Source organism: Maricaulis parjimensis, assembly GCF_016817355.1.
In the GTDB taxonomy this organism is placed as follows: Bacteria; Pseudomonadota; Alphaproteobacteria; order Caulobacterales; family Maricaulaceae; genus Maricaulis; species Maricaulis parjimensis.
Genome location: NZ_JADOTT010000008.1, coordinates 75,493 through 93,071, shown reverse-complemented (window position 1 = coordinate 93,071; position 17,579 = coordinate 75,493). Strand labels below are relative to the sequence as shown.

The window sequence follows — 17,579 nt, the reverse complement described above, 5'->3', positions numbered from 1 at the left end:
CGGCGCGCCTTTTTTCGTGGCCGGCTACTCCACCCCCTCCATCGCCAGCACCGCCTCCAGCGCCGGATCACGGCCGGCCGCAAACGCTTCGAAGGTCAGAGGCGCGGCAACATCAATGTCCAGATCCTCCACCAGGATGGGGAAGATGTGCAAACTGCCCCAATGGCAGCGGAACAGGCCCTCACAGCCATTCTGCAGGTCATAGAAGCCGGTGGAATAGCGCGCCCGGAAGCCCGAATTCGGCAGATTGAAGGTCCAGCCCTCTGCCCAGAATTGCAGACGGTCACCAATCGGCTCGCCCACCAGAAGAGTGCGTTCCGGCGCCACTTCCTCGGTGGAGGCCAGATTGACGATCGCTGCGGAGAAAGTGTTGGCCGAGACCAGATGATAGACACGGCCCTCGGTCAGTTCCGGCAGGGCGGACATCAGCGCATGGGTCCGGGTCAGATCACCGCCACCGGAAAAGCGCTGATCGACGAGGATGGCACGCGGCGGATTGGCGGCCAGTTCGGCCTCGATCCGCGCCGCGAAATCCTGCAGGCTTTCGCCACTGTCATCGTCGAAATTGGTGCGCAGGCTGACATAGGCGATTTCCCCGCCCGCGATCCGCTCCATCCAATAGCCGCGATCGGCGTGCTGCAGGTAAAGCGGTGCGCCCTGCGGCTGCACGACCTGCCAGTCCTCCGCGATCACCCAGGGCTGGGGCAGATCACCGGGATAGGCACGCGGGGCATCTGCATCGGCCGGTTCCGCCGCCAGCGGCACCTGTGCGCGCTCGCCGCTGACCAGGGTCAGGTCCAGGACAACCGGCGCCTCCGCCGCACCGATCCCGACCGCTGCCAGGAAGTCCGGCGCATCCAGATAGGCCGGCAGGATTGTCGCCGCGAAGGCGTCATTTCCGCCCAGCGTGTCGCGGAACCGGGCCAGCGCCTGGGCGGCCGGCACACCATTGATCGCGTCCAGCCGGGCACCCAGCAATTCCGCCGCCTCGCCGCGCGCCCGCAGGATGCGAACCTCGCCGGCCATATCGGCAAAGCGCATCGGCAGACGGTCAAACCTTGCGACCATCCGCGTCACCGACGCATTGGAATGCCCATTGTCGATCACCGCCTGCGCGCGGGCCAGACCCAGCATGAATTCGGCATCGCTCAGCGTCTCCACCTGCGCCCTCAGCGCGGCGACCCGGTCATCAAACCGCGCCCGCATCTGCGGTGTCATCGAACGCTCATTGCGCCGGACATGGTTGAAATGCTCCAGATCCTGCAGCCGCGCCTCGGCGACACTGTCCGGATCGCCCTGGAAGAGTGGCGGCACCGGGATCGGGTGAAAGGCGATGATCGTCGCAATGATCACCAGAATGGTCCGGCCGAACCAGGCCGCCACGGCGAGCGCGGCCAGCCACACATACCAGGGGATCACCCGGAAGGGCGTGCCCAGAAAACGGAATACCTTGCGCAGCATGTACTTCTCCCCAGCCCGATCACGGTTTAGGCTTGGGATGCCCGGGCGCACCCGAACGGATGCGCCGGACCTGCAAGAGCGCCCTGACATGACCAGCAAACCGATCAATCTGCGCCAATACCGCAAGCGCAAACAGCGCGAGGACAAGGCGAAGACCGCCGAGGCCAATCGCATTGCCCACGGCACGCCGAAAGCGGTCAGCGATCTGGCCAAGGCGCGTCAGGATCTGGCGAAGAAACGGGTGGAGGCGCATCGCCGTGAGGATAAATCCTCGCCGGACGACGGGGATAATCAGTAGGGCGAGTTCAGAACCGGTGCCCGGCCATGGCGACGGCGATACTCGCCGATCAGGCGGGCAGCCTCTTCCGCGTCCGCCCAGCTTTCCATCCACATCATCGCCCCGGGCCGGTCGGGCATGCCGGTATAATCCGTGCGGCATTCGCGCTGGAACATCCGCCGCAGGGATCGCGCCGGACCGATTTTCAGCACGCTGGAAATATCCTTGGAATTGCGCAGCAGGACGCAGACCCCGGGCGTATCCGGAATCTCGTCGGCCCATCTGATTTCCAGGGGCACGGGCTTATGCCAGCGACGCATCAACATCCTGCTTTTTCAGTCTCGTAACGATACCGTGCAGCATTTCATTCAAATGCGCGACACTTTCCTGCACTCCCGGTAACCGGGAAATTAACATGTGTGTGAAGTGGTTTAGCCCACACTCATCGCCAAGATCCGGCTGATTTCACTCTGACTCTTCCCACTTTCCATCCGCCATTGATCAAACGCCGCCTGCACCTTCGCCAGCGCGGATTTCGACGTGGGCGGCTTGTCGACAATCCCCGCCCGCACCAGGGCCGCCGAGACATCCTTGGACAGGATCCAGGCGTCCCAGCCGGCAAAGCGCAGCACATACTGGCCCGTCATTCCGGCCAGGCGGGACCCGCGTGTCTTGAACAGATCCAACAGGCCGGCCTGGTCGCTGACCGGCCAGCTGGCAATGAAACGTCCGAACCCGCCATGTTCCGTCGCGATATCGCTGACAAATCCGGCATTCGCGATCGTCGCCATGATCTTCTGGCCATTGCGGACAATGCGCTCATCGCCCAGCAGCCGGTCGACATCCTCATCGGAATAGAAGGCCACACGGGCCGGGTCGAACCCGTCGAAGGCTGCTTCGAACCCGTCCCATTTCGCCTCGATCACCTTCCACACGAAACCGGCCTGGAAGACGCTGCGGGTCATCAGGGAGAGCCAGCGATCATCGGGGATATCCGCCAGTTCGGCCGCGGATTTCGGCGGGGCATGCTGGGCCAGACGCGCGTCCAGATCAGGATGCTGTTCCCGGGCCTCGGCCTCGATCTGTGCAAAGGATTTCATGACCGCTCTCCCCCGGGCCTTGGCGACCCTACCGATATGGCGAGCCGGAGGCGGCATGCAAGCCCTCACTTGCCAGCCTGTCCCCGCTCCGGTTCAACTGCCGCCATGCCGCTTGTCAAACGCTCCCTCTCCCTGGCCGGTCACCGCACCAGCGTCTCTCTGGAACCGGAATTCTGGGCCGAGATCGATCGGGCTGCCGCCGAGCAGGGCGACAGTCTGGCCGGACTTGTCGGCGCCATCGACATCGCACGCGGCGAGGAGCCGCTGGCCTCCTCGCTGCGGGTCTTTGTTCTGAAAAGACTGACGAATTCAGCCGGAACCTAATGCCCGAACCGGCTCAGATAAGCGTCGACACTGGGCGTATCCGCATCAAAGACGATCGGTTCCAGCGCACAATCCCAACCGCGTGACAGCCGGTCGGCCACATCACGCGCGACCTCATTCGCCCCGCTCAGTCCGGACGCATCAATAAAGGCCACCACACAGGCCGCATCCGCAGAGTTCGGCCGCAGCGCTGTCACCATCAGCGTCTGGTAGGTCTCGTCCGGCCGCCCCGACATTTCCTCCGGCGTTTCGTGGTAATAGCGATGGATGGTCGCAAAGGGCGACCCCAGAATCTCCCGCCATTCCAGCACGTTATGGAAATGCCCGAACAGGCCGAGTGAGGGCGGATACAAGGGTTGGGACGCGGGATCATCCCCGTGCTGATAGGTCATGAATGCCCCGTGCTCGGACGCATGCACCACGATCTTCCACCCACCGCGTCCATTGCAATGGATTTCCACGACCGGCTCGTCCATCGACGCCTGTTCCGTGCAGTGATCGCCAATGCGCGAATAGGCGGTGACCACGGCTTGCGCTTGCGCCATGCCGGCACCCGCCCAAACCAGTGCGAGACCGGCCAGGATCTGACCTGTAATGCGGGACATGTCCGCCTCCCCAACTTCGCCCCGCACCTTAATCAGCCCGCGCCCGGGCGCAAGCCTTTGCCGGTCAGGCCACCGTTTCCGGCACGCCGACCCGGTTGCGCAGCGTGGTGAGGTGCTCGCCCCAGCCCTCATCATGACCGAACAGGGAGTCGAAACTATCCACCGGCGCGCCGGCAAATCCGTCATGGACCAGGCGCAACCGCGTCCCCTCGCCGACCGCTTCCAGGCTCCATTCCACGCGCGTGGGATGCCCGCCCAGCCATTCATGGGTGAAAGTGTAGACCAGTCGCCGTCCCGGCTCGACTTCCAGCACCTCGCCCCAGCAATGGCGCTGCCCCTCGGTCTCGGCATTCTTCCAGAACACATAGGGGCCCGGCTCGGTCAGGGCCCGGTCGGAAGGATGGAACCAGCGGCCCAGCAAGTCCGGCTCGGTCAGAAAGGCCCAGACCCGTGCCGGCGGAGCCTTCAACAAAACGCTTTTCTCAATCGCTTCACTGGTCATTTTCACCCTCCACTTCCTGTTTCAATGCCGTCAGTTTGTCGTCCCAGAAGCCTTCGAACCGGGCGAGCCAGCCGGCAATATCCGCCAGCGGGGCTGCATTCAGCCGGTTGATCCGGCTGCGCCCGCGAACCTCCACCTCCACCAGCCCGCCATCGCTGAGCACCTTGAGATGCTTGGCCACCGCCGGCCGGCTCATCTCGAACCGCTCTGCAACATCGCCCACACTCAGCGCCTGCTCGGCCAGCAAGCCCAGGATGGCGCGCCGTGTCGGATCAGCGATGGCCCGGAAGACATCCGGTGCCTGAACGGGGTTGGGTGTCATGCCCGCCTCCAATATGAAACCATTTGGTTTCTTTTATAGGAAACTAAATGGTTTCATGTCAACCCGATCGCGGGTCACGCTTGACCGCGCCCGCTTTTGGCAGTGAAACCAATCGGGTGAGCGACTCAGGGCAAATCTCGGTCTGGCTTGAACGGCTCGTCAGCGCGATCAGGGGCGGACGGGGTCCGGCGCTATGGGCGCTGGGCATTCTGATCGGCGTGATTGCCGGCTATGCCACGCTGGGCCTGCGCCTGGGCATTTCCTTTGTTGAACAGACCGCCTTCGGCGTCACCGAAATCCACCTCGCTTCCGCGGCGGCCCATCTGCCGCCCTGGCGCGTCATCCTCATTCCCCTGGCCACCGGTGCGCTGGTCGCTTTCGGTCTCTGGCTCGGCCTGCGTCTCAACCTGACCCCGGAAGCCCGCAGCCAGGGCGTGGCCGATGTGATCGAGGCGCGCGCCGTGAAGGCCGGCCGCATTGATCTGAAATCCGGCCTCTATTCCGCCGTGCTCTCGGCCATTTCCCTGGGCGGTGGCGCCAGTGCCGGCCGCGAAGGCCCCGCAGTCCATCTCGGCGCATCACTCGCCGCAGCCCTGGGCAAATGGCTCGACATGCCCGCCCGCGGCAGCCGTGTCCTGCTGGCCTGCGGTGCCGCGGCCGCGGTTTCCGCCAGCTTCAACGCGCCCGTCGCCGGTGCCCTTTTCGCCTTCGAGGTGATCCTGGGCCATTACGCCCTGCGCTCCATCGCGCCGGTCGCTTCCGCCTCGATCATCGGGGCCCTGATCGTCCGCCACCATCTCGGACAGGATCCGGTCTTCGGCCTGCCGGAAATGGGGGCTGCCACGGTCTGGGACTTCCCGCTGGCCGCCATGCTCGGCGTCGCCGCAGCCGGCCTAGCCATCCTGTTCAATCGCGGCGCGATTTTCCTGCCCGCCCGCATCGCCCAATGGTGCGAGAAGCGGGGCATTCCGCTCTGGATCCTGCCCCTGCCCGGTGGTCTGCTGATCGGCCTGATGGCCCTGATTGCCCCGGAAATCCTCGGCGTCGGCTATGAGGCCACCTCCAATGCCCTGCGCACTGAATACGGGCTCGCCCTGCTCTTGCTGCTGATCGGTATGAAGACGCTGGCCACCGTGATCACGCTGGGCTTCCGCTTTGGCGGCGGCGTGTTTTCGCCCTCCCTCTATCTCGGCGCCATGCTGGGATCGGCCTTCGGCCTTCTGGCAGGCCTCGCCCTGGGCGACCAGACCGCTGGCCCCGGCTTCTTCGCGGTGATCGGCATGGGCGCGGTCTCCGGTGCCGTGCTGGGCGCGCCGCTCTCCACCACGCTGATCGTGTTCGAGCTGACCTCCAGCTATGAGGCCTCCGTCGCCGTCCTTCTCTCCGTTTCCCTGGCCACCGTCCTGGCCCAGTCTGCACTGGGTGGCTCGCTGTTCCAGCTCCAGGTCCAGCGCAAGGGGTTCGACGTTTCCGGCGGGTCTGGCCGCCTCATCCTGCAGACCATCCGCACCCGCGATGTCATGGTCCCGCTGGATGATTGGGGCCGGTCGGAGATTTCCGACAGCACCGTCGTCTTCGAGGATGACACGCTCGGCCGGACGCTGGGCGTGCTCGACGCCGAACAGGTCGACAGCGCCGCCGTCCGCGGCCGCGGTGGCGACCAGCCCATTATCGGCGTGGTGACCAAGGCCGATGCCCAGGCCGCCTATGCCCGCCGCCTCGCGGAAATCAGCGAAGAAGAACACCGCTGATCCCTGCTCCGGCTCGGATTTGTCCTTCATGTCAGCACGGTTAGCGCTCTGGAAAGGATGTCTGGCCTAGGCTTGCCCCATGACACAGGGTGGGTTGCACGTGGAAACGGGGAGCGCGTTCTCCCTCGGACAGGGCGCGCTGAGCGCGGACGCCCTGCGTGCGGCCAATATCAATCCCGATACCGGACTGGCGACCGACTATCTCAACCACTTCAATGAAGTGGTCATGCTGATGGAAATGCTGCCGGACATGCCCGATTGCGCCGAGGATGTGCTGGACTGGGAACCGGTCGATTATTGCGGCCACTTCCTGCAATCCGGTTTCAAGGACAAGGACCTCGCTGTGCAGGCCTATGGCGCAGCCCCCAACGCGATCCGCGCCCATCTGGAAACCCTGATCCTGCAGATCAACAGCGAAGTCATAGATGCCCAGGACGCGCTGCGCGGGGATACCGGTGCCGACACCTGCGCCCGCATCGCCCGTCTTGCCACCGACGAGATCAAACCGCTGATCGGGGCCGCCTCCGGCGCCATTCACGGCCGGATCGATGGCGAGGACAGTTTTGGCGAAGACGCGGCCCAGGCCGATGTCGACGCCCTGTTCGGCTGACACCCGGCTCTTCAGCCGCGCTTAATCCTGTCACGAAAGACCGGCAGACGGATCGTCGACGCGGCGTGACGGCGAACACACGCACCTTCATATTATATGAGTACGCTATCCGTCGGCGCCGCCCTCCCCGGCCGGGAAATTCGTCCCTGCATGCCTGCCGGCACGCATTGAAAACGGTGTAGTCATGTCGAGCAACCAGCCCGCTTCCGCCTCCAATGTCACGGACTTCGCCGCCTTCCGGGCCCGCGAATACACCCGCACGCTGGACGCCCTGCGCGAGGCCCATGCCCGCTCTGCCGAAGGCCCGCTCATCCTCGCCCTGGTCAATGAACTCACCTGCCTGGCCGAGGATATCCTCACCTATCGCTGCGATGAAAACGGTAGGGCGCGGCCCGCCTGCTGCCCGGAATCGGATCGCTTCTTCCTCCAGCTCAGCGAAGCCTTCAACACGATCGCCAGCCGCAATGGCGAACTCGATGACAGCTTCTTCCAGCTCGTTGAAACCCTGCCCGGCGAGGCCCCGCGCGCAGCCGCCTGAGCGGGCGATTTTGCCGCACCCGGCCGTTCAAATCCGCCACAGCCGATTAACCACAAATTCAGTCAGGATACGGCAACTGACCGGGACAAATCAGGAGACCGGTCATGCCGATCATGGAATGGAACAGCGATCTCGACGTTGGCGTCGAGGCGATGAATGACGAACACAAGCAGATCCTCGATCTGATGAACCGCATCCATGACGCCTCCACCGCCGGCCAGACCGGCGCGCCCGTCATCAAACTCGTCGACGATCTCGCCCAGGTCACGATCGACCATTTCCGCGACGAGGAGCGATACATGGAGCAGACCGGCTATTCCGGTCTGGCCACCCACAAGCTGATCCACAAGGACCTGCTGGAAAAATACACCGGTTACGCCACCGACATCCGCGCCGCCAACGGCGTCCTCCCGGACAAATTCCTGATGTTCCTCAAACTCTGGCTCACCGCCCACATCAAGGGCATCGACATGAAATACGGCCCGAAAGCGGATCAGTTGAAGAAGGCGGGCTGAACCTGCCATTTTCCCCGGACGCGCGCAGCGCGTTCCGGGGCCAACCACCCCCAACACGCCTCATCACCAGAAGAAATCCCGCGATTGTGGAAACCGCCATACAATGCAATTATAAATTGCATGACCATGCTCGCCCCCGAAGCCGTCTACATCATGGCCACCCACCCCCGGGGGGCCTTCTATGTCGGCCGCACCCAGAACCTCGTCTGGCGCACCTGGCAACATCGCACCGGCGCCATCCCCGGCCACACCAAACGCCATGACATCAAGCAGCTGGTCTGGTTCGAATGGCATGACGGCTTCGAATCCGCCGCCCGCCGGGAATATCTGATCAAACGCTGGCGCCGCGCCTGGAAGATCAACCTCATCGAAGCCATGAACCCCGGCTGGAAAGACCTATGGTTCGATATCCGAGGCGACTTCGACGACGCCATTCCCACCGTGAGCTCACTCACCGACTGAAATCATCCTGCAACGGTAAGCCCAACGCAGGTCCCGGAACGCGCTGCGCGCGTCCGGGAAAAACGGAGTTTGTCCTGCAAACAACTCCACTCGACCATATACAAGAGCAATTCCCCCGGACGCGCAAAGCACCTCTTTTCCCCCGGACGCGCGCAGCGCGTTCCGGGGCCAACGGAAAGTCATTCAACCTCATCACAGGAGACTGACACGCCCTGCTGGTCCAGCTGCTCTTCTGCCTCAGCGAGCAAACGCGCACTTTCTTCCGGCGGGGCAATAATGATCATCCCCACGGTCTCCCCGAGTTCCGTTCCCTCTTCGGCGGCGTGACCGCAGCGATCCGCTCGCAGGGAGAAGGCCTCGATTGGGTCTCCCGCTTCCCACTGCCAACACGCATCGGGGTAGGAGGCAGTCGCCCCCCACAATCGCAAACCGCCCTCTACCCGTTCGAAACCCGTTCGCCGATCTTCTCCAAGCAGTGAGGACCCGCGCACCGTCAAAACATGCCGCCACTCGCCGTGGGCCAAACGGCTCAGAACGTGGGTGGGACCACCGTGAAATCCCGCCTGCGTGAGTAAAAGTTCAGCCTGACCATCATCATTGAGATCCAGAGTGGCCAGGCTGAACAAGGCCCCGATCAACGGATAATCATGCCCGACAGAACCGTTCCACACGGCCTCCAGCTCACGCCTGTCTCCACGGCGCGCATACAAGATCAGTCTTGGCTCTTCGGCGACCAAATGCCCGCTGACCAGTATCTCGGTTTCAGCATCCAGCCAGAAACGCGGCTCTGACGCATGGCAGTGAAGCGGGTTCAACGCGTCATTCGAACCAGATGGCAGTGTGAAGATCGTCAGGACAGGCTCACCTTCGGCATTCACGGCACCCGTCATCCCGACAAATCCGAACAAAGCGAACAAAACTCGAACAATCACACATCTCTCCCTTGGGATCGGGCGCCAATCGGTCCAGTATGACGGATTGAATCACTCGGGCAAACGTTCGGATTGCAATGTCCAATCTTTCCATCTCAGACATGGCGCGCCCCGCGCCGCCGACGCCGTATCTTGAAGGGCTGAACGCCGAACAGCGTGCCGCCGTGGAAGCGCTGGACGGGCCGGTTCTGGTGCTGGCGGGGGCCGGCACGGGCAAGACGCGTGTTCTGACGACGCGGCTGGCGCATATCCTGGCGACCGGACGGGCGCGGCCCTGGGAAATCCTCGCTGTGACCTTCACCAACAAGGCTGCACGGGAGATGAAGGAACGGGTCGGCCAGATCATCGGCGAGGCTGTCGAGGGCGTGCCCTGGCTGGGCACCTTCCACTCCGTCTCTGCCCAGATCCTGCGCCGCCATGCCGAACTGGTGGATCTGAAATCCGGCTTCACCATCCTCGATACCGACGACCAGCTGCGCCTTTTGAAACAGATCATCCAGGCGGAGAATATCGACGAGAAGCGTTGGACGCCGCGCCATCTCGCCTCGCTCATCGATGGCTGGAAAAACCGCGGCCTCCTGCCCGACCAGCTCAATGAAGAGGACAAATGGTCCTTCGCGGAGGGGCGCGGACAGGGTCTCTACCAGATCTACCAGGAGCGCCTGAAACAGCTCAATTGCTGCGATTTCGGCGATCTTCTCCTGCACACCCTGCACATCTTCAAGGACAATCCGGACGTGCTGGCGACCTATCACGCCAAGTTCCGCTATCTCCTCGTCGACGAATACCAGGACACCAATATCGCCCAATATCTCTGGCTGCGCCTTCTGGCCCAGGGCACGGGGAATATCTGCTGCGTGGGCGATGACGACCAGTCCATCTATGGCTGGCGCGGCGCCGAGGTCGACAACATCCTTCGCTTCGAGAAGGACTTCCCGGGCGCCGAAGTGATCCGCCTGGAACGCAATTACCGCTCCACCGCTCATATCTTGGGTGCCGCCTCCGGCCTGATCGCGGCCAACCGCTCGCGCCTGGGCAAGACGCTGTGGACCGAGGATGAGGCCGGCGAGAAAGTCCAGGTGCGCGGCATCTGGGATGGCGAGGCCGAGGCCCGCTATGTCGCCGAGGAGATCGAGAACTGGGTCTCCGGCGGCCGCGCCTATTCCGACACCGCCGTCCTGGTCCGCGCGGCCTGGCAGATGCGGGCCTTTGAAGACCGTTTCATCATGCTGGGCCTGCCCTACAAGGTGATCGGCGGACCGCGCTTCTTCGAACGCGCCGAAGTGCGCGACGCTCATGCCTATCTGCGCCTGGTCCGCTCGCCGGAGGATGATCTCGCCTTCGAGCGCATCGTCAACACGCCCAAGCGCGGCATTGGTGATACCAGCGTCCAGAAGATCGCCATGACGGCGCGCCAGATGCAGGTCTCCATGACCGAGGCCGCCCGCATCATGGTCGGTACGGACGAGATCCGCGGCAAGGCCCGCACCGCCCTCACCGTCTTCCTGCGCGACATGGATCGCTGGCGCGAACAGGCCGGGCAATCGCGCCTAGATGAGCTCGCCGAGATCGTGCTGGATGAAAGCGGCTATACCGCCATGTGGCGCGAGGACAAGACGCCCCAGGCCGCCGGCCGGCTGGAAAACCTCAAGGAACTCGTCCGCTCCATGGGCGAGTACGACACGCTGGAAGCCTATCTGGAACACGTCGCCCTGCTCACCGATGCCGATCGCGCCCCGGATGAGGACGAGGTCTCCCTGATGACGCTGCACGGCGCCAAGGGTCTGGAATTCCCGCTCGTCTTCCTGCCGGGCTGGGAAGAGACCGTCTTCCCCTCCCAGCGCTCACTGGATGAAGGCGGCACACGCTCGCTCGAGGAAGAACGCCGCCTGGCCTATGTCGGCATCACCCGTGCCCGCGAACGCGCCATCATCACCTTCACCGCCAACCGCATGATCTATGGCCGCTGGCAAACCGTGATCCCGAGCCGCTTCATCGACGAGCTGCCGATGGATCATGTCGAGGCCAAGTCGGAGACCGGCTATTATGATGGCGGCCCCGGCTTCGAGAGCGTGCGCCAGACCGCTGATGCCAGCGCGTCCAGCTATTCCAGCCCCGGCTGGAAACGCTATCAGGCCAGCCAGGCCGAAGGCCGCCGCTCCGCCGCGCCCACCATCAATGCCAAGGCCACCCTGATCGAAAGCGGCGATGAAAACGGCCGCTGGAAATCCGGCGACCGCGTCTTCCACGACAAGTTCGGCTATGGCGTCGTCAAGAAAGCCGACGGCAGTAAATACACCGTCCGCTTCGACAAGGCGGGTGAGAAGAAAGTGGTGGAGAGCTTCCTGCGGGATTTGCCGTGAGCCGCACCTCCAAGGCTCCATTTTTCCCGGACGCAGCCCAGCCTAGAGCCGGGCGGAGTTCCGGGACCAACCGAACGCAGTGACAGTCGATGAGTCTCCCGTTGATCCCGGACAGCGCTGGCGCGCTTCCGGGAAAAATGCCCTGTGTTGCAATACCCCATCCCCCAAGCGAGCGGAAAGCTTGCCAACCGCCCCCAAAGCGTCCAAACCCTCGCGCCAAAGGAGACTTCATGACCCAGTTCTGGCGCGTGACGACGCATGCGGATTTCGCTCTGCTCGGGAATATTGTCGAGCATCTTGATGATGTTGCGCCGGAGACGATGACCTCCTGGTCGCTCTTTGATGAGGGCGATATCGCCCGTCTCGACCTGATCTTCGATGTCGAGCCGGACCTGGCCGATGTCCGCAGCTTCGCGAACATCCCCGACAGCATGGATCTGGCCTGCGATAAAATGCCGGATGAGGATTGGGTGCGTCTTTCCCTGGCCGGTCTGAAACCGGTCGAGGGCGGCCGTTTCACCCTGTTCGGCGCCCATGATCGCGATGCTGTGGCTGACGGCCAGATCGGCATCGAGATCGAGGCCGGGCCGGCTTTCGGCACGGGCCATCACGGCACCACGCGCGGCTGCCTGATCGCCTTCTCTGAAATGCTGGATGCGGGGGCCTCGCCCAAGACCGTGCTCGATCTGGGCTGCGGCACCGCCGTGCTGGCCATCGCCGCCGCCAAGACCCTGCCCGATGCGCAAATCCTGGCCTCGGATATCGATCCGGAAGCGGTTGCGGAGAGCCAGGAGAATTGCCGCAAGAACGGCACGCCGGAGATTGAATGCTTCGTCGCGGAAGGCCTCGACCATGGCCAGCTGGCCGGACGCAAGTTCGAGCTGATCTTCGCCAACATCCTGGCGCGCGCCCTGATGGAGCTGGCCCCCGACATTGCGAACGCCCTGGAGCCCGGCGGCAAGGTCATCCTGTCCGGCCTGCTGACCGAACAGGAAGCCATGGTTCGCGAAATCTATGAAGCCGCCGGCCTCACGGTTCACCGCCAGCCGCCGCTGGAAAACTGGGAAACCCTGATCGCGGTACGCGACTAGTCCTCCAGCCCGGCGAACACATTCGCCAGCCCGACCGAGAGCGCATAGAAGTTCTCACCGTCCGCATTGGCGGTCACGGCCACGGACACGCGCGGCTCGGCATAGGTGATCATGAAGGACCGCCCGCCGGGCGAGCCCCCGGAATGCGCCGCATAGTGCAGACCGGCGCTGGGATCATGGCCGGCCCACTGCCCGGGCTGATTGGCCAGGCTGGATATCTCGACCAGATCACCCGCCGCCAGCTGGTCCAGCAAGGCCGCCAGATCACGGGAACTGGCCAGCAGGCCGCCACCGCCGAACTTGCACTCCGCCGACAGGCCGGAGACCTGTTCCAGCCCCTCACCCAGATCCACCCAATTGACCGCCTTGGCAGCATCCTCGCTGTCGCGATGCGCCGTATAGGCCTCGCCCAGCACATCCGTCATGGCCGCATCAAAGGTCTCAGCCCCGGTGATCCGCACCAGAAGATGCGAGAGCAGGACATAGCCGAAGGTCGTGTACCGGCTGTCTCCGTCCGGCGGAGGCGCCAGCGGATCCTGGATGAAATGCCCCAGCGCGTCTGCCGGCACATCACAGCGCCGCTCGGAGAAGGCGATCCAGTCGGCCTGGGACGTGTAGTGCCGCACCCCCGCCCGGTGATCGATCAGCTGGCGCAGGGTGACGCCGTCATAATGCGCGGGCAGGTCCGGATCGATCTCCCGGACATCGCTGCCCAGATCGAGCCCCCGCGTCTGTTCCAGGCGCAGATAGGCCAAGGCGACCATCAGCTTGGCGACGGAGTAGACATTATAGTCCTGGTTCACGCCATCGCCGGGCAAGCGGTTCATGCCCCCCTCGGCTTCCCAGACAATCTCGCCCGCGACCATCACCGTCGCATTGAGCGCGGGGTATTGCCCCGCCATCGCGTCAAACAGGGCCTGGGCCGCCTCCGCGCGCGGATCGGCGGTCTGGGCACCGGCCAGTGAAGAGAGAAACACACCGGCCACGAGCGCAGCGCCCAGCTGACTTCTTGAATTCAACATGCTTTATCCTGTGATTGCGAATGCCGTCTCGGCCCGCACAATCGCGCAGACAATGCCTTGTTCCAGAAGTGAAATCGGCTGAATGGCTCATATCCCGGATGAATGGCTCAAAGCCCTGCAGCCAGCCCGTACCGGGCTGGAAGCGCTGGCGCTGTGTGCCTTCGTCCTGGCCGCCCTGCTCTTCATTCCGGAGCCGCAGATCGACCTCACCGCACCGCCGCCCCTGCGCCATGTCGACGGGTCTGACGGATTGGCACGCTGGCAGGCCGCCCCGGAGACCGGCGAGCGCCTGCCCTTCTACACGCTGGACCGGCCCGATGAGGAAGCCTGGCTGATCTGGGAGGATGTCCCGCTGGAACGGGACGGCGCACCGCCGGCCCTCCTGCTGTCCGGCCCCTTCTCCGCCGAGATCGTCTTCAATGGCGAGATCATCGGCGCCAAGGGTGAGCCGGGTCCGGATGCCGCCCGCGAACGCGCCGGACCGATCGAGCATGTCACGGCCCTGCCCGCCCGCCTGATCCGGGATGAGGGCAACTGGATCGCCCTGCGCCTGTCCAGCCATCATGCCGGCTATCAGCCGCACACGCTCGTCCAGGCGGTCTTTGTTGTTCCCTACATGGATGATGCCCGGCGTCCCGTGCGCTACTACCTGCCGCTCGTGGTGACCGGCAGCGCACTGCTGGCGCTCATCATCGCCCTGATCCTGCGCACCCGGCAGACCGGCGACCGGCGCGGACTGTGGCTGATCGCGGCCATGGGCGGACTGGTCCTGGCCGGCCTGGCCGAAGTGTCCCGCTCGCTGATCAATTATCCCTATGACTGGCACCAGCCCCGCCAGGCCATCAGCCTGCTTGGCCTGATCCTGTTCGGCCTCACCCTGTTGCGCTTCCTGCAACAACGCTGGCCGGCCGGGCCCCGCACCGGCCAGGTCTGGCTCGGCCTGACGGCAGCCGCCATGCTGGCCGCCGCGCTCGGCATGACCGGCTATGATGGGAAATCGGCCATCGCCACTGCTACCGCGGCAACGTCTGCCACGGCCTGGCTGGCCTGGCGCGGCGATGCGTCCGGACGGGTCCTCGCCATCGGCCTGGCGGTGATTGCCGCCTACGCGCTGCGCTGGCCGAGCGATATCATTGATCGGGGCGTCTACGCCTTCACCCTGGCCCTGCTGGCCTGGCCAGCCATTCGCCAACCCGGATTTCTTCTGCCCAGTCCCGACGCCCCGCCGGACCGCCTGGCCTTGCACATGACGGGCCGCACCCTCTACCTGGATGTCGCGGAGATCAGTTTCCTGAAAGCAGCCGGCAATTACACCGAAGTCCATACACGCGGCGGTGGCCAGCACCTGGACAATCGCAATCTGGCTCAGGTGCTTGATGCCCTGCCTGCAGACCGCTTCTTCCGGCAGCATCGCAGCCATGCCGTCAATCTGGACGAGGCGGCGTCGATAACGGCGTCGGAGGGCAGCCGTTACCGGCTGCAGCTGAAATCGGGCGAAAGCCTTCCGGTCAGCCGCAGCCAGGTCGCCGAGCTCAAGGCCCGGCTGGTGCGCTAGCGGCGCTTGGCCGCCAGACCGTTATTGGCGAGATAGGCGTCGACATCCGTATTGCGCGGCTGGGATTTCACGCCGGCGCGTTCACGGGAGCGCTCCATCGCGCGGTTGATCATGGAATTGGCGTTCATGTAGCGCCAGTCATCAATGCCGAACAACATGGGGGGTCTCCTTGCTCTTAACCCCCGATTTGCCATGACTTTGTGCAGCGCACAATTTTCACTCTCGCATCTCGCACTTGCAATAACGCATGGCACTGCGCTCAGGGCTACGGACAAAGATTGAACCGGCCCGGAGACAGGCCTACCTTCCGCGCCATGACCCAGATGATATCCCAGACTTTCGACGTCAAAGGTGGCCCGCACTATGGTCGCGAGAACGTCCCCAAGCTCCGCGCCGCGCTGGATGAGCTCGGCTTGGACGGTTTCCTGATCCCGCACGAGGACGAGTACGACAATGAGTACCTGCCCGACTGCAATGAACGCCTGCTCTGGGTGACCGGTTTCTCCGGTTCTGCCGGGGCTGCGCTGGTCATGAAGGACCGCGCGGCCGTCTTCGTCGACGGCCGCTACACGCTGCAGGTCAAGGATCAGGTCGACGGCTCGATCTTCGAGTATTGCGATCTTGTGGAACAAGGCCTCTACGGCTGGATCGAGGATCATGGCCGCAAGGGCGAAAAGATCGGCTATGACGCCCGTCTCCACTCCCCGGCCGCCCTCAACCTCCTGCGCACGGCCGCCCAGCGCGCTGGCGTGACCCTGGTCTCCGTCAAGACCAATCCGGTCGACGCCGCCTGGACCGACCGTCCGGAACCGCCGAAAACGCCGGTCATCCCGCACCCGATCGAGTTTGCCGGCGAGGATCATGCCTCCAAGCGTTCGCGCATCGGCATTGCCATCCGCCGCGGTGGCGCCGACGCCGCCGTGATCACGGCGCCGCCCTCGATCGCCTGGTTGTTCAATGTCCGCGGCAGTGACGTCTCCCGTTCGCCCCTGCCCCTCTCCGCCGCCATGATTGATGCCGACGGCACGGCAACCTTCTTCGTCGATCCGGACAAGATTTCCGACGAGACCCGCTCCCATCTGGGCAATGAGATTGCCCTGCGCCCGGAGAGCGAGTTCGGTGACGCCCTCGCCGCCTGCCAGGGCAAGACGGTCCGCGTCGACCCCACCACGGCTTCGGCCTGGGTTCTGGAAACCCTCGAGACCGGCGGCGCCAGCGTGCAACAGCTGGAAGATCCGGTCATGCGTCCCAAGGCGGCCAAGAATGCCGCCGAGGTGGAAGGCTCCCGCCAGGCCCATATCCGCGATGGCGGCGCCATCGTGAAATTCCTGCACTGGCTCGACACCGAGGCCCAGTCCGGCCAGGTCGACGAGATCCAGGCCGCCCAGAAGCTGGAAAGCCTGCGCAAGCAATTGCCCGAACTGCGCGATCTGTCCTTCGACACAATTTCCGGGGCCCAGGGTAATGGGGCCTTCGCCCACTACCGCGTCTCCGAAGAGACCAATCTCAAACTCGCCAAGGGCTCGCTCTATCTGGTCGACAGTGGCGGCCAGTATCCGGACGGCACGACGGACATCACCCGTACCGTGCCGATCGGTGAGCCCACGGACGAGATGCGCACCCAGTTCACGCGCGTGCTGAAGGGCCATATCGCCCTGTCCATGGTCCGCTATCCCAAGGGAACGACCGGCACCCAGCTGGACATCCTGGCCCGCTACAGCCTGTGGCAGGCCGGTTTCGACTATGATCATGGCACAGGCCATGGTGTCGGCAGCTTCCTGGGCGTTCATGAAGGCCCGCAGCGCATCTCCAAGGCCCCCAATGCGGTCGCGCTGGAACCGGGCATGATCGTTTCCAACGAGCCGGGTTTCTACAAGGCGGACGGCTATGGCATCCGTATCGAGAACCTGCAGGTCGTCACCGCGGCGGAAGAAATTCCCGGCGGCGAACGCCCCATGCTCGGCTTCGAGACGCTCACCGTCGCTCCGATCCACAAGGGCCTGATCGATACAGCGCTGCTCACCGCCGAAGAGATCAGCTGGCTGGACAGCTATCACGCCCTCGTCCGCGAGCGCGTCCTGCCGCTCGTCGATGGTGACGTGGCGGACTGGCTGGTCGCTGCCACCGAACCCCTGGCCGGCGCCTGATC

The 17,579-nt window shown here is 64.2% G+C and carries 20 protein-coding genes; 11 read left to right on the top strand and 9 right to left on the bottom strand.

Annotation, left to right across the window (positions count from 1 at the left end; all coding sequences use genetic code 11):
- Window positions 1-24: 24 nt before the first annotated feature.
- A complete protein-coding gene (locus I0K07_RS13290) occupies window positions 25-1,461 on the bottom strand; it encodes a hypothetical protein (RefSeq protein WP_203294214.1) in 1,437 nt (478 codons plus the stop codon).
- 88 nt (window positions 1,462-1,549) lie between these two features.
- Here I0K07_RS13290 and I0K07_RS13285 point away from each other — a divergent pair, with 88 nt between their 5' ends.
- Window positions 1,550-1,759, top strand: a complete 210-nt coding sequence (locus I0K07_RS13285; RefSeq protein WP_203294212.1) for a DUF4169 family protein — start codon at window positions 1,550-1,552, stop codon at window positions 1,757-1,759.
- On the opposite strand, the gene I0K07_RS13280 is transcribed toward I0K07_RS13285, so the two are convergent.
- Entirely contained in the window at window positions 1,753-2,058 is a 306-nt protein-coding gene (locus I0K07_RS13280) for a hypothetical protein (protein ID WP_203294210.1), read from the bottom strand. The two genes, I0K07_RS13285 and I0K07_RS13280, sit on opposite strands and share 7 nt — an antisense overlap.
- A 111-nt stretch (window positions 2,059-2,169) precedes the next feature.
- Window positions 2,170-2,838, bottom strand: coding sequence for a DNA-3-methyladenine glycosylase I (locus I0K07_RS13275; RefSeq protein ID WP_203294208.1), 669 nt, complete (start codon window positions 2,836-2,838; stop codon window positions 2,170-2,172).
- Window positions 2,839-2,943: 105 nt separating this feature from the next.
- On the opposite strand from I0K07_RS13275, the gene I0K07_RS13270 reads away from it, so the two are divergent.
- On the top strand, window positions 2,944-3,162 hold the full coding sequence (locus I0K07_RS13270; RefSeq protein WP_203294206.1) for a ribbon-helix-helix domain-containing protein: 219 nt from the start codon (window positions 2,944-2,946) through the stop codon (window positions 3,160-3,162).
- Here I0K07_RS13270 and I0K07_RS13265 read toward each other — a convergent pair.
- The 3 genes from I0K07_RS13265 to I0K07_RS13255 form a co-directional block, all read right to left on the bottom strand.
- Window positions 3,159-3,767 (bottom strand): hypothetical protein, encoded by a 609-nt coding sequence (locus I0K07_RS13265; protein ID WP_203294204.1) that lies wholly within the window; start codon window positions 3,765-3,767, stop codon window positions 3,159-3,161. The genes I0K07_RS13270 and I0K07_RS13265 overlap by 4 nt on opposite strands.
- A gap of 64 nt (window positions 3,768-3,831) precedes the next feature.
- Window positions 3,832-4,269 (bottom strand): SRPBCC family protein, encoded by a 438-nt coding sequence (locus I0K07_RS13260; protein WP_203294202.1) that lies wholly within the window; start codon window positions 4,267-4,269, stop codon window positions 3,832-3,834.
- Window positions 4,259-4,591 (bottom strand): ArsR/SmtB family transcription factor, encoded by a 333-nt coding sequence (locus I0K07_RS13255; protein WP_203294200.1) that lies wholly within the window; start codon window positions 4,589-4,591, stop codon window positions 4,259-4,261. Before I0K07_RS13255 ends, I0K07_RS13260 begins: the two co-directional genes overlap by 11 nt.
- 116 nt (window positions 4,592-4,707) lie before the next feature.
- Between I0K07_RS13255 and I0K07_RS13250 the strand changes: the two genes are divergently transcribed.
- The 5 genes from I0K07_RS13250 (at window position 4,708) to I0K07_RS13230 (ending at window position 8,467) form a co-directional block, all read left to right on the top strand.
- Window positions 4,708-6,342, top strand: a complete 1,635-nt coding sequence (locus tag I0K07_RS13250) for a chloride channel protein (protein WP_338041066.1) — start codon at window positions 4,708-4,710, stop codon at window positions 6,340-6,342.
- Window positions 6,343-6,421: 79 nt separating this feature from the next.
- Window positions 6,422-6,952 carry a hypothetical protein gene (locus I0K07_RS13245; protein WP_203294196.1) on the top strand — a complete coding sequence of 177 codons (531 nt, stop codon included), beginning with the start codon at window positions 6,422-6,424 and terminating at the stop codon, window positions 6,950-6,952.
- Between the two features lie 184 nt (window positions 6,953-7,136).
- Entirely contained in the window at window positions 7,137-7,490 is a 354-nt protein-coding gene (locus I0K07_RS13240; RefSeq protein ID WP_203294194.1) for a hypothetical protein, read from the top strand.
- Between the two features lie 104 nt (window positions 7,491-7,594).
- Entirely contained in the window at window positions 7,595-8,005 is a 411-nt protein-coding gene (locus I0K07_RS13235; RefSeq protein ID WP_203294192.1) for a bacteriohemerythrin, read from the top strand.
- A gap of 120 nt (window positions 8,006-8,125) precedes the next feature.
- On the top strand, window positions 8,126-8,467 hold the full coding sequence (locus I0K07_RS13230) for a GIY-YIG nuclease family protein (protein WP_203294190.1): 342 nt from the start codon (window positions 8,126-8,128) through the stop codon (window positions 8,465-8,467).
- Between the two features lie 179 nt (window positions 8,468-8,646).
- Here I0K07_RS13230 and I0K07_RS13225 read toward each other — a convergent pair whose 3' ends face one another.
- Window positions 8,647-9,345: a hypothetical protein gene (locus tag I0K07_RS13225; protein WP_203294188.1), complete on the bottom strand. Its 699-nt coding sequence runs from the start codon at window positions 9,343-9,345 to the stop codon at window positions 8,647-8,649.
- 131 nt (window positions 9,346-9,476) lie between these two features.
- Between I0K07_RS13225 and I0K07_RS13220 the strand changes: the two genes are divergently transcribed.
- Complete coding sequence (locus I0K07_RS13220) at window positions 9,477-11,762, top strand: ATP-dependent helicase (RefSeq protein WP_203294186.1); 2,286 nt, start codon at window positions 9,477-9,479, stop codon at window positions 11,760-11,762.
- A 230-nt stretch (window positions 11,763-11,992) separates the two neighbouring features.
- Window positions 11,993-12,853 carry a 50S ribosomal protein L11 methyltransferase gene (locus tag I0K07_RS13215; protein WP_203294184.1) on the top strand — a complete coding sequence of 287 codons (861 nt, stop codon included), beginning with the start codon at window positions 11,993-11,995 and terminating at the stop codon, window positions 12,851-12,853.
- Here the strand turns inward: I0K07_RS13215 and I0K07_RS13210 are convergent.
- Window positions 12,850-13,875 (bottom strand): serine hydrolase domain-containing protein, encoded by a 1,026-nt coding sequence (locus I0K07_RS13210; RefSeq protein WP_203294182.1) that lies wholly within the window; start codon window positions 13,873-13,875, stop codon window positions 12,850-12,852. The genes I0K07_RS13215 and I0K07_RS13210 overlap by 4 nt on opposite strands.
- Window positions 13,876-13,957: 82 nt before the next feature.
- On the opposite strand from I0K07_RS13210, the gene I0K07_RS13205 reads away from it, so the two are divergent.
- A complete protein-coding gene (locus I0K07_RS13205; protein ID WP_203294180.1) occupies window positions 13,958-15,430 on the top strand; it encodes a LytTR family DNA-binding domain-containing protein in 1,473 nt (490 codons plus the stop codon).
- Here I0K07_RS13205 and I0K07_RS13200 read toward each other — a convergent pair.
- On the bottom strand, window positions 15,427-15,588 hold the full coding sequence (locus I0K07_RS13200; RefSeq protein WP_203294178.1) for a hypothetical protein: 162 nt from the start codon (window positions 15,586-15,588) through the stop codon (window positions 15,427-15,429). The two genes, I0K07_RS13205 and I0K07_RS13200, sit on opposite strands and share 4 nt — an antisense overlap.
- Before the next feature lie 156 nt (window positions 15,589-15,744).
- Here I0K07_RS13200 and I0K07_RS13195 point away from each other — a divergent pair, with 156 nt between their 5' ends.
- Window positions 15,745-17,577, top strand: a complete 1,833-nt coding sequence (locus I0K07_RS13195) for an aminopeptidase P family protein (protein ID WP_203294176.1) — start codon at window positions 15,745-15,747, stop codon at window positions 17,575-17,577.
- The last annotated feature ends 2 nt before the right edge of the window (window positions 17,578-17,579 follow it).

What these genes read in the sequence shown, in the direction of transcription:
- I0K07_RS13290 (WP_203294214.1), bottom strand. Translation starts at nt 1,461, where the DNA reads ATGCTGCGCAAGGTATTCCGTTTTCTGGGCACGCCCTTCCGGGTGATC.
- I0K07_RS13285 (WP_203294212.1), top strand. Translation starts at nt 1,550, where the DNA reads ATGACCAGCAAACCGATCAATCTGCGCCAATACCGCAAGCGCAAACAG.
- I0K07_RS13280 (WP_203294210.1), bottom strand. Translation starts at nt 2,058, where the DNA reads ATGCGTCGCTGGCATAAGCCCGTGCCCCTGGAAATCAGATGGGCCGAC.
- I0K07_RS13275 (WP_203294208.1), bottom strand. Translation starts at nt 2,838, where the DNA reads ATGAAATCCTTTGCACAGATCGAGGCCGAGGCCCGGGAACAGCATCCT.
- I0K07_RS13270 (WP_203294206.1), top strand. Translation starts at nt 2,944, where the DNA reads ATGCCGCTTGTCAAACGCTCCCTCTCCCTGGCCGGTCACCGCACCAGC.
- I0K07_RS13265 (WP_203294204.1), bottom strand. Translation starts at nt 3,767, where the DNA reads ATGTCCCGCATTACAGGTCAGATCCTGGCCGGTCTCGCACTGGTTTGG.
- I0K07_RS13260 (WP_203294202.1), bottom strand. Translation starts at nt 4,269, where the DNA reads ATGACCAGTGAAGCGATTGAGAAAAGCGTTTTGTTGAAGGCTCCGCCG.
- I0K07_RS13255 (WP_203294200.1), bottom strand. Translation starts at nt 4,591, where the DNA reads ATGACACCCAACCCCGTTCAGGCACCGGATGTCTTCCGGGCCATCGCT.
- I0K07_RS13245 (WP_203294196.1), top strand. Translation starts at nt 6,422, where the DNA reads ATGACACAGGGTGGGTTGCACGTGGAAACGGGGAGCGCGTTCTCCCTC.
- I0K07_RS13240 (WP_203294194.1), top strand. Translation starts at nt 7,137, where the DNA reads ATGTCGAGCAACCAGCCCGCTTCCGCCTCCAATGTCACGGACTTCGCC.
- I0K07_RS13235 (WP_203294192.1), top strand. Translation starts at nt 7,595, where the DNA reads ATGCCGATCATGGAATGGAACAGCGATCTCGACGTTGGCGTCGAGGCG.
- I0K07_RS13230 (WP_203294190.1), top strand. Translation starts at nt 8,126, where the DNA reads ATGACCATGCTCGCCCCCGAAGCCGTCTACATCATGGCCACCCACCCC.
- I0K07_RS13220 (WP_203294186.1), top strand. Translation starts at nt 9,477, where the DNA reads ATGTCCAATCTTTCCATCTCAGACATGGCGCGCCCCGCGCCGCCGACG.
- I0K07_RS13215 (WP_203294184.1), top strand. Translation starts at nt 11,993, where the DNA reads ATGACCCAGTTCTGGCGCGTGACGACGCATGCGGATTTCGCTCTGCTC.
- I0K07_RS13210 (WP_203294182.1), bottom strand. Translation starts at nt 13,875, where the DNA reads ATGTTGAATTCAAGAAGTCAGCTGGGCGCTGCGCTCGTGGCCGGTGTG.
- I0K07_RS13205 (WP_203294180.1), top strand. Translation starts at nt 13,958, where the DNA reads ATGGCTCATATCCCGGATGAATGGCTCAAAGCCCTGCAGCCAGCCCGT.
- I0K07_RS13200 (WP_203294178.1), bottom strand. Translation starts at nt 15,588, where the DNA reads ATGTTGTTCGGCATTGATGACTGGCGCTACATGAACGCCAATTCCATG.
- I0K07_RS13195 (WP_203294176.1), top strand. Translation starts at nt 15,745, where the DNA reads ATGACCCAGATGATATCCCAGACTTTCGACGTCAAAGGTGGCCCGCAC.